The sequence below is a fragment of the Moraxella sp. CTOTU47724 genome (genome assembly GCF_032014955.1).
GTDB classification, from domain to species: domain Bacteria; phylum Pseudomonadota; class Gammaproteobacteria; order Pseudomonadales; family Moraxellaceae; genus Faucicola; species Faucicola tetraodonis.
Genome location: NZ_DALZSV010000052.1, coordinates 1 through 16,769, shown reverse-complemented (window position 1 = coordinate 16,769; position 16,769 = coordinate 1). Strand labels below are relative to the sequence as shown.

At 46.2% G+C, this 16,769-nt stretch carries 18 protein-coding genes; 9 read left to right on the top strand and 9 right to left on the bottom strand.

What is annotated here, in order from left to right; all coding sequences use genetic code 11:
* The 3 genes from RTR63_RS09595 to argH all read right to left on the bottom strand — a co-directional run.
* Positions 1-254, bottom strand: a 254-nt coding sequence (locus tag RTR63_RS09595; RefSeq protein WP_312523935.1) for an oxidative damage protection protein, incomplete at its 3' end; no start/stop codon positions are given.
* A 21-nt stretch (positions 255-275) separates the two neighbouring features.
* Positions 276-620 carry a gamma-glutamylcyclotransferase family protein gene (locus tag RTR63_RS09590; protein ID WP_007115981.1) on the bottom strand — a complete coding sequence of 115 codons (345 nt, stop codon included), beginning with the start codon at positions 618-620 and terminating at the stop codon, positions 276-278.
* A 1-nt stretch (position 621) separates the two neighbouring features.
* Positions 622-1,998, bottom strand: coding sequence for an argininosuccinate lyase (gene argH / locus RTR63_RS09585; protein ID WP_179286592.1), 1,377 nt, complete (start codon positions 1,996-1,998; stop codon positions 622-624).
* Positions 1,999-2,079: 81 nt separating this feature from the next.
* Between argH and RTR63_RS09580 the strand changes: the two genes are divergently transcribed.
* The 4 genes from RTR63_RS09580 to RTR63_RS09565 all read left to right on the top strand — a co-directional run bounded on the left by RTR63_RS09580 (position 2,080) and on the right by RTR63_RS09565 (position 6,211).
* Positions 2,080-3,258 (top strand): histidine kinase, encoded by a 1,179-nt coding sequence (locus tag RTR63_RS09580; RefSeq protein ID WP_312523933.1) that lies wholly within the window; start codon positions 2,080-2,082, stop codon positions 3,256-3,258.
* A 270-nt stretch (positions 3,259-3,528) separates the two neighbouring features.
* Positions 3,529-4,266, top strand: coding sequence for a LytR/AlgR family response regulator transcription factor (locus RTR63_RS09575; RefSeq protein ID WP_203172471.1), 738 nt, complete (start codon positions 3,529-3,531; stop codon positions 4,264-4,266).
* 175 nt (positions 4,267-4,441) lie between these two features.
* Positions 4,442-5,401 carry a hydroxymethylbilane synthase gene (gene hemC / locus RTR63_RS09570; RefSeq protein WP_312523932.1) on the top strand — a complete coding sequence of 320 codons (960 nt, stop codon included), beginning with the start codon at positions 4,442-4,444 and terminating at the stop codon, positions 5,399-5,401.
* Positions 5,402-5,422: 21 nt separating this feature from the next.
* Positions 5,423-6,211, top strand: coding sequence for a uroporphyrinogen-III synthase (locus RTR63_RS09565; RefSeq protein ID WP_312523931.1), 789 nt, complete (start codon positions 5,423-5,425; stop codon positions 6,209-6,211).
* Here the strand turns inward: RTR63_RS09565 and mutY are convergent.
* Both mutY and RTR63_RS09555 read right to left on the bottom strand, forming a co-directional pair.
* A complete protein-coding gene (gene mutY / locus RTR63_RS09560) occupies positions 6,194-7,435 on the bottom strand; it encodes an A/G-specific adenine glycosylase (protein WP_409418208.1) in 1,242 nt (413 codons plus the stop codon). The genes RTR63_RS09565 and mutY overlap by 18 nt on opposite strands.
* Before the next feature lie 201 nt (positions 7,436-7,636).
* Positions 7,637-8,377 (bottom strand): dienelactone hydrolase family protein, encoded by a 741-nt coding sequence (locus tag RTR63_RS09555; protein WP_312523927.1) that lies wholly within the window; start codon positions 8,375-8,377, stop codon positions 7,637-7,639.
* 229 nt (positions 8,378-8,606) lie between these two features.
* Here RTR63_RS09555 and RTR63_RS09550 point away from each other — a divergent pair, with 229 nt between their 5' ends.
* The 4 genes from RTR63_RS09550 to RTR63_RS09535 all read left to right on the top strand — a co-directional run bounded on the left by RTR63_RS09550 (position 8,607) and on the right by RTR63_RS09535 (position 12,398).
* Positions 8,607-9,080, top strand: a complete 474-nt coding sequence (locus RTR63_RS09550) for a YcgN family cysteine cluster protein (RefSeq protein WP_060996010.1) — start codon at positions 8,607-8,609, stop codon at positions 9,078-9,080.
* Positions 9,081-9,236: 156 nt separating this feature from the next.
* Positions 9,237-10,136, top strand: a complete 900-nt coding sequence (locus RTR63_RS09545) for a CBS domain-containing protein (protein WP_312523926.1) — start codon at positions 9,237-9,239, stop codon at positions 10,134-10,136.
* A gap of 52 nt (positions 10,137-10,188) precedes the next feature.
* Entirely contained in the window at positions 10,189-11,763 is a 1,575-nt protein-coding gene (gene lnt, locus RTR63_RS09540) for an apolipoprotein N-acyltransferase (RefSeq protein ID WP_312523925.1), read from the top strand.
* Between the two features lie 146 nt (positions 11,764-11,909).
* Complete coding sequence (locus RTR63_RS09535) at positions 11,910-12,398, top strand: hypothetical protein (RefSeq protein WP_065253848.1); 489 nt, start codon at positions 11,910-11,912, stop codon at positions 12,396-12,398.
* Positions 12,399-12,472: 74 nt separating this feature from the next.
* Here RTR63_RS09535 and RTR63_RS09530 read toward each other — a convergent pair whose 3' ends face one another.
* The 4 genes from RTR63_RS09530 to hisF form a co-directional block, all read right to left on the bottom strand.
* Positions 12,473-13,000, bottom strand: coding sequence for a dihydrofolate reductase (locus tag RTR63_RS09530; RefSeq protein ID WP_312523924.1), 528 nt, complete (start codon positions 12,998-13,000; stop codon positions 12,473-12,475).
* Positions 13,001-13,043: 43 nt separating this feature from the next.
* Positions 13,044-13,904: a thymidylate synthase gene (locus tag RTR63_RS09525; protein WP_095356690.1), complete on the bottom strand. Its 861-nt coding sequence runs from the start codon at positions 13,902-13,904 to the stop codon at positions 13,044-13,046.
* A gap of 31 nt (positions 13,905-13,935) precedes the next feature.
* Positions 13,936-14,835, bottom strand: coding sequence for a prolipoprotein diacylglyceryl transferase (gene lgt, locus RTR63_RS09520; protein ID WP_309596956.1), 900 nt, complete (start codon positions 14,833-14,835; stop codon positions 13,936-13,938).
* Between the two features lie 129 nt (positions 14,836-14,964).
* Positions 14,965-15,723, bottom strand: coding sequence for an imidazole glycerol phosphate synthase subunit HisF (hisF, locus tag RTR63_RS09515; RefSeq protein ID WP_312523923.1), 759 nt, complete (start codon positions 15,721-15,723; stop codon positions 14,965-14,967).
* A gap of 92 nt (positions 15,724-15,815) precedes the next feature.
* Here hisF and RTR63_RS09510 point away from each other — a divergent pair.
* On the top strand, positions 15,816-16,769 hold a 954-nt coding region (locus tag RTR63_RS09510; protein WP_312523922.1), incomplete at its 3' end, for a homoserine kinase.

Genomic DNA, 16,769 nt, shown 5'->3' with positions numbered 1-16,769 from the left:
TAGTCTTCATTATCCAAAAATTTATTGCGCTGCTCGGTAATAAATTTTTTGGCTTCTGGGTCAATCATGCTTAAGTGATTCTCATTGATGAGCATGGTTTGGTGCTCTAGCCATTCGTTCCACGCCTTGGCTGACACGGTGTTTTGCAATTCTTCGCCAAGCTTGTTTGGGAACGGTGGTTTTGGCATTTTGGGTAGCTTTTGTTTGTATTTACGGCACATGACCATGTGGTCAGCGGGGTTATAAGTTTCCATTTGTTATCCTTTTAATAGTTGCTAGGCTGTGTCGCTAGCATCGGCATAAATCCAAGCAGTAGCACCACTGTCAAAGTGACCTTCTACTCGTGCGTAGGCATCGACTTCGTAGCGGTCGGCTTGGGCAAGCTCATCCTCGGTAATCTCAAAAATCACACCTGCCACTTTGTCGGTTGGGTTATTGGTTTTAAGTAGTATCGGATGAAAACGTTTGCCACTTTTGGCGACCACATCGTCATCGGTGATTTCAATTTCACCCAACTGGTAGCCAATGAGTTGGTCTTTACTACCCACCAGTGTACGCCCAAAGGTAGCAAGCTGTACATTTTCTTGTTGTAATGTGCCATACGAGAACAGTTTTGGCATATTAATGACCTAATTGTTCGATACGCTGACGCCCACGCTCAATCGCCATTTTGACTTGATTGGGCGCTGTACCGCCGATGTGGTTACGGGCATTGAGCGAGCCTTCAAGGGTCAGATATTCAAACACGTCCTCACCAATTAAGTCGCTAAAGCCTTGAAGCTCATCGAGCGATAATTCACTCAAATCCACGCCTTTTTGCACACCTAATGCTACTGCTTTACCCACTACTTCATGCGCGTCGCGGAAGGCTAAGCCTTTACGCACTAGATAATCCGCCAAATCGGTGGCGGTCGCATAACCTTTCATGGTCGCGGCACGCATATTTTCTTTGTTTGGAATCAAGTTTGGTAGCATATCAGCAAAAGCAAGTAGAGAGCCGGTTACAGTATCTACCACGTCAAATAGTGGCTCTTTATCTTCTTGGTTGTCTTTGTTGTAAGCCAGCGGTTGGTTTTTCATCAATGTCAATAGGGTAATCATATCGCCAAACACGCGTGCGGCTTTACCTCGTACCAGCTCTGGCACATCGGGATTTTTCTTTTGTGGCATAATCGATGAGCCCGTGCAAAAACGATCCGGGACGACCACAAACCCAAATTGCGCTGACATCCACAAGATGATTTCTTCACTCATACGCGACAAGTGCATCATTAACAGGCTTGCGCTACTGGCAAATTCAATGGCGAAATCACGGTCGGATACGGCATCTAATGAGTTTTGACAAATCCCTTCAAAACCCAAAAGCTCGGCAGTAAATTCGCGCTCAATCGGATAAGTCGTACCTGCCAGCGCTGCGGCGCCTAGGGGCATTTGGTTGATACGTTTTCGACCATCAATCAAGCGCTCGCTATCACGCATTAGCATCTCAAACCATGCCATCACATGATGACCAAAACTGACAGGCTGCGCGGTCTGCAGATGGGTAAAGCCTGGCATGATAGTGTCGGTATGCTGGCTTGCCAAATCCAGTAAGCCCGTTTGTAGACGTTTTAGTAATCCTAAAATAATATCGGTTTGGTCACGCAGATATAAACGGATATCGGTTGCAACTTGGTCATTACGGCTACGCCCTGTATGTAGTTTTTTGCCGACATCGCCAATAATAGCGGTCAGACGAGACTCCACATTCATGTGCACGTCTTCAAGCGCCACTGACCAAACAAATTTGCCATCGGCGATTTCTTGTTTGATTTGGGTCAAACCGCCAACGATTTGGTCTTTGTCTGCCTCGGTAATAATCCCCGCTTTAGCAAGCATGGTGGCATGAGCAATCGAGCCTGCGATGTCTTGATTGGCAAAACGTTGGTCAAATCCGACAGACGCGGTAAATTCAGCGACAAAACTGTCAGTGGCTTCGCTAAAACGTCCACCCCACATACTAGATGTGCTAGAATCAGCGGAAATTTGATTGCTCATAATACGTCCATTTTTTGTGTAAGTGTGAAAGGAATAAAGACAATGAGATTGCTAGAGCTGCTAATTCCCTCTGCAAAATCTAGGGCTAGTATAGCAAAAACTGAGGATACCTCACAAATTTCACTCAAGCGGATTAAAGAGCCGCTCACCAGCACTTTTTTCCTGCCCAATCTGAGCGAAAAACAGACCATCAAACTGTGGGTAAGCTATATTGCGTTTTATTCACTGGTTTCGATTGTAACGCTGTTAACTTTTACCCATGATATCAGTTTGATTATCCGTCATAGCATTGAAACGGTGGTGATTACTAGCTTAGTTGTGACGGGTGAAATGATTTTTTTGGCGAATTCTGCCAAAAAATTCAGAGAATTTAATTGGCGTTCAAAACAAATCACCGCCTATCTGCTATCGACCTCGTTTATTATCGTGCCGGTACTGAGTTTGCTAGGTCGGTTGCTGTTATTTTTCACACTGGGCTATGAAGTCAGTTTAAATACGCTGATACTAGAAACCCTGGTGAATACTTTATGTGCTTTTTTGATGATAGCGGTGCTGCTCACTTTTTTTGAGATACAGTATCAAAATATTCGCCGCGCTGAACTGCGTAACCAACAAAAACTCATCGAGCAAAACGAGCAGTTAAAGGCGCGTATCACCCCGCATTTTTTCTTTAACCTACTCAATACTATGCAATATCTGATAGAAACCGATGCGTATGAAGCCGAGAGAATGATTTGTCATATCTCAAATCTGTATCGGGTGAGCTTTGATGAGACGCGTGAGATTGCGCTACTTGATGAGATGGCGCTATGCGAAAGCTATTTGAGCATCGAAAAATACCGTTTTGATAAAAAGCTGAAAGTAACTTGGCATTTGCCCGATGAAGATTTGCTCTATGACATGGTGATTACCTCGTTATCGCTACAAATAGTGATTGAAAAACTGATCGTACTGATTGTTGAAAACAGCACCGACCCCATTCACATTATTATTAGTATCGATTGGCAAAACGATGTTGCCAAAATTGATGTCGAAATTGAGCTGCCGACCACGACGTATCAGCTGATTTGTCAAGATATTCACCAAAAACTGCAGTTTAACAGTCAACTGGCAATTTTACGTCAGTACTTTGGTCATGAAGCCAGCATTCACTTTGAATTATCTGGACATTTGTTAGTGACTCAAATTCGTTATCCCCTCAAAGATGTCGCGGCTTTTTAGCCCAGTCATTTTGTTAGTCGGAATTGGCATAAAAAAGTCACCAATCTGACGCGGCATTTCACATTTTATCTAACAAACTATGGTATATTAATTTGCGTCTACTTAAAACAATGCGTTTATTAGTTTATCTAATCAGTTAAGCGGTATTTTATGAGTGTTTGATTGCTCACTAAGCGGTTGTGTTGGATTTGGCATTAGATTGTGAAGAAAGTAAGACTTGTAGGGTCAAATACAGGTGTTTTTGACCTCAAAGGAGCAAAGGAGTAAACAATGAGAGTTGTGATCTGTGACGATGAGCCATTGGCCCGAGAGAGGCTAACACGCATCGTAAGAGAAGAAGGACATGAGGTTGTTGCACAGGCAGCCACAGGTATTGAGGCCATTGCAAAAGTCAAAGAAACCGCACCCGATGTAATTTTGTTAGACATTCGTATGCCAGAAATGGATGGTATCCGCTGCGCCAAAGAGCTCAATGAACTTAAAAATCCACCAGCCATTATTTTTGTGACCGCGTACGACCATTATGCGATTGCCGCATTCAAAGCACACGCGATTGGCTATTTGCTAAAGCCTGCTAACAAAGAAGAGTTGTTACAGGTACTATCGAGAGCGTCATTGCTTAGTAATGCACAGCTCAATGAAATCAGTCGATTAGAAGACCCGTTAGCACAGTCAAATCGTCAGCATATTGCGGCGCGTACCCATCGCGGGGTGGAGCTGATTGCGCTGCAAGATATCTATTACTTTACAGCGGACCAAAAATACGTGCAAATCCGTCATAAAGGCGGCACGGTTTTAATTGATGAAACCCTCAAAGAGCTTGAACAAGAATTTGGGGATGCGTTCTTTCGTATCCATCGCAATGCGTTAATCAATGTTAACTACCTAGAAATGCTTGAAGCGATTGACCAAGGTCAGTACCAAGTACGTTTCAAAGGTTTGCCTGACAAGCTTGCCGTCAGCCGCCGTCATTTGCCATTATTACGCGATAAAATCCAATCAATGTAGCGTAGTAGCGTAGTCTTTCGCATGTTTCCCTATGCTTTAGCGAGTAGTCAGAGAAATTATCCTGACATTTTGCTATACTGATGGCTAACTCGCTGAATCAATGACAGATATCCATCTGACAAATGCCTAGCTTAGAGAGTTAGGCATTTTATTGCTTGCTAAAAAAGATACTGCTATGACTACGTTAACCACTTTAAATATCGCCACTCGCCAAAGCCCGCTTGCATTGTGGCAAGCCGAACACATCCAAGCGCGGTTGCAAGCGTTGTACCCAAGCCTGACCGTCAATCTAGTACCGATGGTCACCAAAGGCGACAAAATCCTGGATACCCCGCTGGCGAAAATCGGTGGAAAAGGTCTGTTTGTCAAAGAGCTTGAGCAAGCCTTATATGAAAAACGTGCCGATATCGCCGTGCATTCGCTCAAAGACGTACCCATGGTGCTCCCTGAAGGTCTGACGCTTGGCGCATATTGTGAGCGTGAGCAGCCAACCGATGCCTTTATATCAAATCACTATGAGAGTATAGATGCGTTGCCACAAGGCGCTAAACTTGGTACATCAAGTTTACGGCGTCAATGCCAAATCCAGCAATATCGTCCTGACTTAGAGATTATCAGCCTACGCGGCAATGTAGGCACGCGCTTAGCCAAGCTAGATGCAGGTGAGTATGATGCCATTATTTTGGCAACCAGTGGCTTGACGCGTTTGGGGCTTACCGATCGTATTCGCCATGAACTTGATACGCATATCAGTCTGCCAGCGGTCGGACAAGGTGCGCTTGCCATTGAATGCCGAAGTGATGATGCCGATGTGCTGGCACTACTAAAACCGCTCAATGACGAGCCAAGCCGTCTATGCGTGATGGCAGAACGCGCCATGAATCGTCATTTGCAGGGTGGTTGCCAAGTGCCGATTGCAGGCTTTGCTACCATTCAAGATGGACAAATTTATTTACAGGGTCGTGTCGGCAGTGTAGATGGTAAAACCTTGTTAAAAGCCGAGCATCATAACGCGTTAGTTGATGACGTACGGGAGTCTGAGCAAATTGCCGAAGCCATGGGCGTGGTGGTGGCTGAAGCGCTCATTGCACAAGGTGCGGACAAAATCTTGGCGCAGATTTATCAAGACCACTGATATTGAATGATACGCATAGCCATGCAATTTATCAATACCAGACCCGATCATCGAGCCAAGGCACTAAGTCTATTTTTGCGCCAGCATGGCGTTGAAGTGATTGAGCTGCCGCTGTTGGCATTGGTAGAAAAGCCGTTGACAGTGGCAGAGCGGGCAGTTTTACAAACAATTGACCGTTATCAAGTGGTGGTGCTAGTCAGTGAAGCGGCAGTAAAGTATGGCTTAGCGAGGCTTGCCACCTTGGTCAAGCTAACGGAATTGTCCAAAAAGATTACATGGGTTGCGGTGGGTGACAAAACCGCAAATTACTTTAATCAGACCTGGCAGCAGCTCACAGAGTTGCCAGCGCCTACCGTTACTTTTCCCGGTGAAAAACGCGCGCAAAACAATGAAGGGCTATTGAATTTGCCGGTAATCCAAGCGCTTGGCAAAGGCGATTGTTTGCAGGTATGGCGCGGCATCGGCGGACGAGAATTATTGGCAGATACATTGGCGGCAAAAGGTGTGCAAGTACATTTGCTAAACTTTTACCAACGGGTTCTACCAAGCGCAACCACCCAAGCATTCGCGGTTTGGCAGCAAACGCAGACCCACAACCAACCCATCATTGTACTCATCTCAAGTTTGACCGCCTGGCAAAACTGGCAACAACTAACAGCAGGCACTGACATGGTTGCCAGCTGTTATTATTTGGTATTGCAGTCGCGTATTGCAGAGCAAATGTTATTGCAGCAGGCTAATCTTAACATAACTATCATCCCTGACTTAATGCCTGCGACAATTTTACAAGCCTTAACCACTCGCCAATAGCTGCATGGCTTTCGGTTTGGCTAAGCTGTTTTGCGCTGAATCATCTACCCATGACAGCGTTTGCAGCGCTTGTTGCAGTGTTTGCGTCAGCCGCATACCCTGGTCAATCGTCAGCGTCATGGTGAGGGGGGTCAAAAACCAATGAAAATGGGTGAGGCTATGTTTGACAGTATCAGTACTATCTAAATTAACCTGCTCGATATTTAGCAGCTGCTCGGCTTGTAAAAACTCAAAAATAATCTGCTCAGCGATATTGTATTCTGCTTCAAACGTCGCCTCTTGCTGCCAGGTTGCCAGTAGCGGCGCGCCTGTATCTTTTGCCCCCTGTTGTTTTTTGACAAAGGCCAATGGTAAACACCACAGTCCACCCCAAATCCCAGTGTCAGGACGTTGTAGCCACAAGGTTTTGTCATCGCAAACCAGCTTTAACGCTAGCGAAAACTTAGACGGATTGGGCGATTTTTTACTTTTTACCGGATAAAAACTTTGCATGCCTTGGGCATTTGCCACGCAGTCGGCTTGCACGGGACACAGTAGGCAGGCAGGTTTGGCTTTGGTGCATAGCGTCGCCCCCATATCCATCATCGCTTGGGCGTAGTGGCCGCTGTCACGGGTCGGTGTTAGGCGCTCGGCAAGTTGCCAAAGCGCTTTGGTTGTGGCAGTTTTGGTGATATCGCCGTCAATACCCGCCCAACGGGTCAGCACACGTTTGACATTACCATCGCAAATCACTCCTCTGTCACCGCCATATTGGTCAGCTCTGACACCCATCGCCACAATCGCACCTGCCGTAGATTTACCTACCCCTGAAATCTGCTCCCAGTGGGCAACCGTTTGCGGAAATTTGCCAGTTTGCTCGATGATATCCACCAGCTGCTTGGCACCTTTATGCAGGTTGCGCGCACGTGCATAGTAACCCAGTCCTGCCCAGTGCTCAGCGACTTGCTCCCAAGATGCGCTTGCCAAATCCTGCACGGTGGGAAAACTTGCCATAAATCGCTCAAAATAAGGAATTACCGTCGCCACTTGGGTCTGCTGTAGCATAATTTCAGATAACCACACCGGATAGGGGTTTGGTGTGTCAAGCTGATGCTGCTGCCACGGCAAATCATGACGCCCGCTATGGTCAAACCAGGTCAAAATACGCGGTGCAAAACTATCAAGCTGCGTTTCGGTATGCGCTTGGGTATGGTTGTGGCTTAAGTGCTGATTGGGACTTTGCATCGTTGAGGGGTTTGTATTCGGATGTGCGTTCAAGATTCACCATCGGGTTACTATCGTGATAGCTATATAAGACTTTCTATTTGGGATTCAATACTGACTGATAAGATGGCTAAAAATCTTGACTAAAACTGGGACATAGACATAAAAAAAGCAATATCATGAGGGATATTGCTTTTGCTGTTAGGATGCAACTGGCATATGTTATACAAGATTGTCTTGCATAAACGCAATCATTTCATCCCAGCTGGCTTTTGCCGCATCCGCATCATAGCCCAAATCCACGCCATTTTCTTCGGCGCGTTTGTCAGCATTAGGATTGGTAAAGCCGTGTTTGGCGCCTTCGTACACATCGACTGTGTACTCTACATCGGCGTTATCCAGCTCTTTTTTTAGTCCTTCAATCGCATCCATCGACACCATGCTATCGGCTTCACCATGTGCCACCAACACTTTAGCGGTAAATTTGCCTTTTTGTGCCGGTTGTTTTGGGGTAGGGTTGCCGTGGAAAGTCGCCACTGCTTTAAGTGGGAAACCTTCACGCGCCATGTCTAAGGCGATTTTGCCGCCGAAGCAAAACCCAATCGCACCCAGACGGTTTTTGTCAACCGCTTCAAGGTCGGTAAAGTCATCCATAATGAGTTTACAGCGCGCCATCAACATGTCTTGGTCAGCGAGCATTTGGCTCATCCATTCATTGGCTTGGGCGGCATCTGTGGTCAGTTTACCTTCGCCATACACATCCATGGCGACGGCAGCAAAACCCGCTTCGGCTAAACGCTCAGTGACTTTTTGTGGGTGCTCAACCACGCCCCACCATTCAGGCGCCACCAAAATCCCTGGGGCAGGGTTATCGTGGCTCGCTGATTCTGGTAGACAGACATAGCTTTTGAGCTCCACGCCATCGGTGGTGGTAGATTCGAGTTGTAAAATTTGAATTGGCATCATAAATCCTTATGTTATGGTAAATGATATGATTGGTTGCTTTTGTTATAAGACACTGGCGTTATAAAAACGCTAGATTCATACGCTACTTTATACGCTACTTTATACGCTACTCAGAGCGTGGCAAGTCAGTGCAACGGTTAATACAGGCATTACTGTATACTGAAATCATCGCATTTTCCGTTATAATACTGTCACTGTTTTATACAAGCCAAAAGTTGAAAACATAATGAGCCAATCTGTTACCTTACGCCCGCAATTTTGGGAGCGATTTTCGTTAGAACAATTGACCCAAGCTGAATGGGAAGCCTTGTGTGATGGCTGTGGGGCGTGTTGTTTGATTAAGTTTAAAGACGATGACACCGATGAAGTTGAATACAGTGATGTCGCCTGTCGACTGCTTGATTGTGCCACAGGGGCTTGCCAACATTACCCAACAAGGCGCGACTATGTGCCCGACTGCATCAGCCTAACCATCGATAACATTGGCGAGATGTACTGGCTACCGGCAAGCTGCGCCTACAAGCGCTTGTACTACGGGCAACCACTGCCAAGCTGGCATTTATTGCTCACTCAAGATGCCGCCGTGACACAAGCCATGATGCGCCAAAAAAATATCAGCGTGGCGGGACGCTGTCAGTCTGAAACAGAGGTCTCTGAGCTAGAGCAAGAAGAACGGGTGATTCATTGGATTCGCCAATAGTGCTTGTTTATTCGAGGCTTTACTAGCACCGAGCACGCTGATGGATGGGTAAAATCAGCCAATAAATACAATAAAATTAAGAAAAATACCATTGCAATCATCATGGGCTTAAGGTAAGGTAAAAAAATCTTTCGCCATATGAGGGTCTCGTCGGCTATGTCAGACGACAATTCGAGTTCACACCTGTCAAACAAACAGCAAGGCAGTAGCTGGTCACGCGGTCTGAAACGCTGGCTATCCACCGCCCCTGAAACCCGTGATGAACTAGTCAAATTGGTACATGATTCGCGTCGATTTTTGGCGCCCGACACCGTCGATATGTTAGAGGGAGTCTTAGATTTACCCGCTATTCAAGTGCGAGAAATCATGACCCCTGTCAGCCACGTTGCAGGCATCACCCAGCACCAAAACTTGCAAGATATCATGTCGCTCTATATGGAAACTGCCCACTCGCGTTATCCTGTATTTATCGATGACAACAAAGACACGGTAATGGGTATCTTACTTGCCAAAGATTTGATTCCGTTTTTGGTCGCCAAGGCGCAAGGTCAAAACATTGACCATTTCAATCTTGAGGCAATTGTACGTCAGCCAATTTATATCAGTGAAACTGCGCGTTCTGACAACCTGCTGCGTCTGTTTCAAAAAAATCAAATTCATATGGCAATCGTCATCGATGAGTTTGGGGTGGCATCAGGCGTGGTGACGATGGAAGACTTACTCGAAGAAATTGTCGGTGATATCATCGATGAGCATGACGACATCGAAGAAGATACCGATATCAATCATATAGTGCCTGTGCCCAATCAGCCTGACACATGGATTGTGCAATCCATCACCTCAGTCTCAGACTGTAATGAACAGTTAGGTACCCACTTTGATAGTGAGGATGTCGCCAGTATGGGCGGACTGGTCATGCAAGAGCTTGGCGAAGTCAATGAAGTGCTGGGTCAAACCGTCTTTATTGACGATTGTCGTTTGACGGTATTGTCAGCAGATGGTCGATTTATCCAAGAAATTGAACTGGTTAAAGGGTATAATCAGCTCGACGATTAGTCCCATTACTTATGTTTGCAAAACCGTTTAACCCTAAAGGCAATACTCGCCAATGCGTCTTACTACCCAGTCCCTAAAAAAGCAACTTTCTGTACAATCTCATCACGATAGTGCCAAATCTGCAAATACCAAACAGCCCCTGTTACCTAAACTGGTGCTGGCTTGGCTTGCGGGTGCGACATTTGTCTTTGCGTTAGCGCCTTATGAGTTTTGGATAGTGGCACTGTTGTCGCCACTGGTGCTGTATTGGCTATTATTGCCCACAATGTCAAATTGGCGGGCGTTTTGGCTTGGTGAAATGTATGGCATGGGATTGTGGAGCGTGGGCGCATTTTGGTTGTTTACCTCGATTCATACTTATGGTGATACGCCTACCTTGTTAGCCTTGCTGATGATTGGTTTTGTTGGCTTGGGTATGGGATTGTTTCATGGTGCCTTGGCGGTCATTTTTAATCGCTTTGTGGCAAAACAGCCCTTAAGCTTTGCGTCATTATGGGTGGTACAAGAGTGGTTAAAGACCTGGCTATTTACAGGTTTTCCTTGGCTATTTGTAGGCTATGCTTATACAGCGCAACCTTGGCTGACGAGCCTTGCCCCAATTTTTGGGGTGTTGGCGCTGAGCTTTGTATCGGTGTTCGTCTCAGCCAGTTTGGTGGAAGCGGCGCGAAAAAAATACCGTTTTTTAATTCCCTCGTCTGTGATGTTACTAGTAAGCGTGGCGCTGTGGCTTATTGCCCCGCAATGGACGACCCCCAAAGGCACACCAAATCTAAAAGTCTCTTTAGTACAAGGCAATATTCCGCAGGACTTAAAATGGCTGCAAGAGTACCAAATCCAAACACTGGGTATCTATGCAGGCTTAAGTAAAACGGAATGGGGGCAGGACATTATCTTATGGCCAGAGTCGTCAATTCCGATGTTTCAGACCGACGCCATGCCCTTTATCAGCCAAATTGCTGCCCAAGCCCGCGAAAGCAATAGCGCATGGCTCACCGGTATTCCGTATGTGGATGTCAATGAATACGACCCAAAAGTTGATAAATACGAGCCATTTTACAACAGTGTGATTGCTTTGGGCGCCGATGCCAAAGGCTTATACAAGAAACAAAATTTGGTACCCGTGGGCGAATATATCCCGTTTGAAGGTATGTTAGATTGGGCATTACCAAACTTGATGGGCGGCACCATGAGTTTTCGCAGTGGGTCTGCGCACCAAGCGCCCTTGCAAGTCAAAAACCACCCAGTCGGGGTGGCGATTTGTTATGAAGTCGCCTATCCTGATACCACCCGCCGCAATGCCAAAAATACCGACTTTTTATTGACGGTATCCAATGATGCTTGGTTTGGCACATCGGCAGGTCCATTACAGCATCTACAAATGGTGCAAATGCGCTCGATTGAAACCGGTCGCTGGTTTATGCGCGCGACCAATACTGGCGTGACCGCCATTATCAATGATAAAGGCAATATTGTTGCCAAAGCGCCAGCATTTGAACGCACGGTGCTACGGGGTGAGATCCAATCGCGCGTTGGTAATACGCCATTTATGCGCTGGGGTAGTTACCCTATCTTAGCACTGGCAGCGCTATTGCTACTGATTAGTTGGCTGGTTCGTAAAACACGTTAAAAACCTTAGATGCAGTAAGGTTTTGTCACCAATTGCAAAAATTTAGTATATAATGGTTACAAAGTTCCGTATAATAGTTATAAATTAGATTTGAATTCATTTAGATTCAACAACTCTTGCCCCAATGATTTACAGTGAGGTTTACGATGGCTCATCATGAAGTCGTGGAAAACAATGTCAAAAAAGAACTTAGTTATTCTTTAATTGGCGTTTTAGCGTTTCTAGGCGTGGTTTTATTAATCCTTATTTCAGCAATTGTTCGCCCTGCTGGTAACCACGTTGACGTTGCAAAACTCAATGCTGAAGTGGAAGCCAAAGCCGCCGCATCTGCTGCCGCCGCTGCCAAACCAGCGGGTTCGACGCCTGCGGCAACCTCACCTGCGGCAGGTGAAACCACCACCGCCACTGCCAATGCAGACACCGCAACAGGTCCAAACGCCACGGTTGCCAGCCCAGACAATGCCTCTATGACGCCATCTTCTGCACCAACGGCTACTGCAAAGACATCGACCATTGAAGCGCGTAATGCCTCAACGGCTGAAGCCAAAGCAGAGATTAAAGCCAAAACAGGTGACACCCCAAATATCGCACCACCTGTTGCTTCAGCGGTCAAATCTCAAGAACAATCAAAATAATACATTGATGTATGCACAAAAAAACCACGTTAGATAACGTGGTTTTTTTGTGCACTAAGTCGTCACTGTCAAGCTTAAGCTTTTTGGTAAGTGACAAACTGATAGCTTAACGCGCTTTGCTCATCCGTGAATTTTTCACTTTCTGATGTTTTGACAAAATCACTGGTAATCTCTGGATAAAACGCCGCTGCATTGTCAATCACGGTATCGACCTGAGTGATTTCTAAGCGATCACTAAACAGTAGGGCTTGTTGGAAGACTTTTTCGCCACCAATTACCCAAATCGTTTGCAAACCTTTACCATGGGCGAGCGACGAGGCTTGGGTCAGTGCTTCATCTAGGTTGTGCATCACAATGACGGCATCATCATCTACTTGGTAGTCCAAATTGGTGGTAATCACAAAATTGGTACGGTTGGGCAAGGGTTTTGCGCCCATGGATTCAAAGGTCTTGCGACCCATAATCACGATACCGCCATTGGTATGTTTTTTAAAATGTTTCAAGTCCTCAGAGATATGCCAAGGCAATTGATTGTCTTTGCCAATGGCGCGGTTTTGGCTCATCGCCACGATTTGGGCGACTTCCACATTAGAATAACTCATGATTTATCCTTATTGCTGTGAGTTTTGGCATTGGGCTGCAAGCTTATACAGAGACTTCAGCCTTAATTGTGGCATGGCTTTGATAGTTTTCAATTTTTATATCGTTAAAATCAAACGCAAAAATGTCAGTAACTTCAGGGTTGAGCCAAAGTTTTGGTAGGGCAAACGGCTCGCGGCTAAGCTGCTCATGCACTTGCTGTAGATGGTTGTTATAGATATGACAATCACCGCCCGTCCACACAAACTCACCGACGCCAAGCCCGGTCACATGGGCTATCATGTGGGTAAGCAAGGCATAGCTGGCAATGTTAAAAGGTACACCCAAAAACAAATCCGCCGAGCGTTGGTACAACTGACAAGATAATTTGCCATCGGCGACAAAAAACTGAAACAGGGTATGACAAGGGGGCAAGGCCACTTCGTTGGCCTCCAAAGGATTCCAGCCAGAGACAATCAAACGGCGCGAGTTTGGGTTGTTTTTGATTTCATTGACCACCCAACTGATTTGGTCAAAACCGTCTGAATGGTAGCTGCCGTCCGCTTTTTTGCTTGCCCCGAAGTTGCGCCACTGGTGTCCGTATACCGCGCCAAGTTCGCCTTCAGGCTTGCCAAAACGGGCAGTTTGCTCGGCGGTTGCCCATTCATTCCAAATGCGTACACCATTGTCCTGCAAGTATTGGACGTGGGTATCGCCTTTTAAAAACCAAAGCAGCTCATAAATCACGCTTTTGGTATGGATTTTTTTGGTGGTCAGTAGTGGAAAACCCTCATTCAAATCAAACCGCATCTGCGCGCCAAAATAGCTGATGGTACCGGTACCCGTACGGTCGCCTTTTTGTATGCCATTGGCTAGCACCAGTTTAAGTAAATCCAAATAGGCTTGTTCGTTCTTTGACGTAATCATGGGTGATGAGTTCCTTGGTTAGTTTTCTTTGTTAGTCCACATTCTTTTGACTGCCCCAATCATAGATTTGGTTTTTATACGCCCAAATCAATAAAACCAAACCACCGATAATCATCGGTAGGCTTAAGATTTGCCCTTTTGTCATCCACCCTAATAAAATAAAACCTTGGTCAGCATCAGGTTGGCGGAAGAATTCGGTAATAAAACGTGCAATACCGTAGCCCATCACAAACAAACCACTAACCGCCATACGCGGACGCGGCCGACTGGCAAACCACCAAACCAAAACAAACAGTACCACCCCTTCAGTAAAAGCCTGATACAGCTGTGACGGATGGCGTGGGAGTAACAAATAATTGTTGCCATCAATCATAAAGGTTTGCGCAAGGTTTTGCAGGGCAGGGGTTTGTTTGAGCAGTTCATTGTCTTCATTGACCGCTTGCGGGAACAGCATCAGCCAGTTGTAACCACCATCAGACACACGACCCCACAATTCGCCATTGATAAAATTGCCAATACGACCAAACAGCAGTCCGGTTGGCACGCAGGGAATAATAAAATCTAGCACATTCCAAATATTCTTTTGATATTTGCGGGCAAAAAATAGCATTGCGATAGCAACACCCAAAAATCCCCCATGAAACGACATGCCGCCTTGGTTGATTTTGAACAAATACATCGGATTGGCTAAAAATTCGCTTAATTGATAAAACAGCACATAGCCGATACGACCGCCTAGAATCACGCCCATCGCCCCGTAAAATACCAAGTCAGCGACCATGTCGGCATTCCAGTCTGGGCGTGATTTAGTGCGATACCAAGCCAACGCATAAGCGGCAGCAAAAGCCAGTAAATACATCAGCCCGTACCAGTGGGCTTGGACAGGTCCCAAATGCAGAGCGACAGGATCCCATTGCGGGTGAGTTAAAATTAGTGGAAACATGGCAATTTAGTCATTATCGAAAATGCCAATATCATAGCAGTTTTGGCTAGCTTGGGCTATTTTTTGCTGTGCGCTTTTAGTTATTACCAGCGACTATCGTTCTCACAAGGCTCGCAATCACAGGCGCATTTCAATGCCTTGCTGTGCCATAAACTGTTTGGCTTCCCCCACGGTATATTCGCCAAAATGGAAAATACTCGCCGCTAGTACCGCATCAACACCGCCTTGCAGCACCCCATCTGCCAAGTGTTGCAAATTACCGACACCACCTGAGGCAATCACTGGCACATTCACGCTATCTGTGATACGTTTCATCAAGGCGATATCATAGCCGTTTTTGGTACCATCTGAGTCCATCGAGGTCACAAGCAGTTCACCCGCCCCAAACTCTGCCATTTTGACCGCCCATGCCACCGCATCAATACCAGTCGCTTTGCGTCCTCCATGGGTAAAGATTTCCCATTGATTGTCAGCCACTTTTTTGGCATCAATCGCTACCACGATACACTGACTGCCAAAACGTGCTGCCGCTTCACCGACAAATTCAGGGTTAAAAATCGCCGCTGAATTAATCGATACTTTATCCGCGCCGGCGTTTAGCAAGTGACGAATGTCATCGACTTTACGTACGCCGCCGCCCACGGTCAGCGGTACGAATACGGTCTCTGCCATGCGTTCAACCGTGTGGTAGGTGGTGTCGCGTCCATGATGGGTAGCGGTGATGTCCAAAAAAGTGATTTCATCCGCGCCTTGTTCGTTGTAGCGCTGCGCCACTTCAACAGGGTCGCCCGCGTCTTTGATGTCGACAAATTGCACACCTTTGACCACCCGACCATTGTCAACATCAAGGCAAGGGATAATTCGTTTTGCTAACATATTCGATTTCCTTCTATAATAGCCGTAAGTTTATCAAATTTACTTTGCCATTACCGCAGTTTTATCGGTGTGCTGCGCTTCAAGGATGCCTTATGTCTGTATATACCCAGTTGACTGACCAACAATTTAGTGATTTTTGCCAACAATTTGGCGTGGATTTTGCCAAAGCCATACCTATCACACAGGGTATCAAAAACAGTAATTGGTTTATTGAAACAACCACAGACAAAGCCGGCGAGCCGTCTTATGTATTTACCTTGTTTGAAGAACGCAAACCGCATGAAATTCAAAAAATGGCGATTATCCTAAACCGCTTGAAAGACCAGCTACCCGTAGCAGCACCGCTAGCCGCTAAAAACGGCGAGTTTTTGCTGTATTTTGACAACAAAGCCATTGTGGTCTCACCAAAACTCTCGGGCGGTCACCCGAAAGCAACCACGCCTGATATGTGCCGTCAAATGGGCGAGGCTTTAGCCGTTCTTCACCAAACCTTGCAAACCTTGACCCCTGCACAAAACTATGGCGTTGAGTTATATCCTTGGCATCTGGTGCGTGACCGTGAAACCAAGTTTATGCCAAGCGATGAAGCCAAACTGATTAATGATATTTGGCAAGCCTACGAAACCGTAGCGAGCAAAAATTTGCCAACAGGGTTATGTCATCTGGACATGTTTGCCGATAACACGCTGTGGGATTTTAGTGATGAAACCCAGCCAACACTCACAGGTTTGCTTGATTTTACCGAGGTCAGTGTTGAACATTTTGTGATGGATGTGGCGATTACCATTAATGATTTTTGCACCACTTGGGGTAACGCCAATGATGGTGAAGCGGTGAATTTTGATGACGCCAAAATGCAAGCGTTTTTACAAGGGTACGAGAGCAAACGCGCTTTGAGCGATGATGAGAAAGAGGCATTGCCGATTATGCTTGCCATGGCGGGCGTGACGTTTTGGCTGCTGCGTTTGAATGTGATTTATTATAACCGTCAGCAAGGTCGTACGGGCGATAATATTATGGTGAAAAATCCTGATTTGATGAAACGC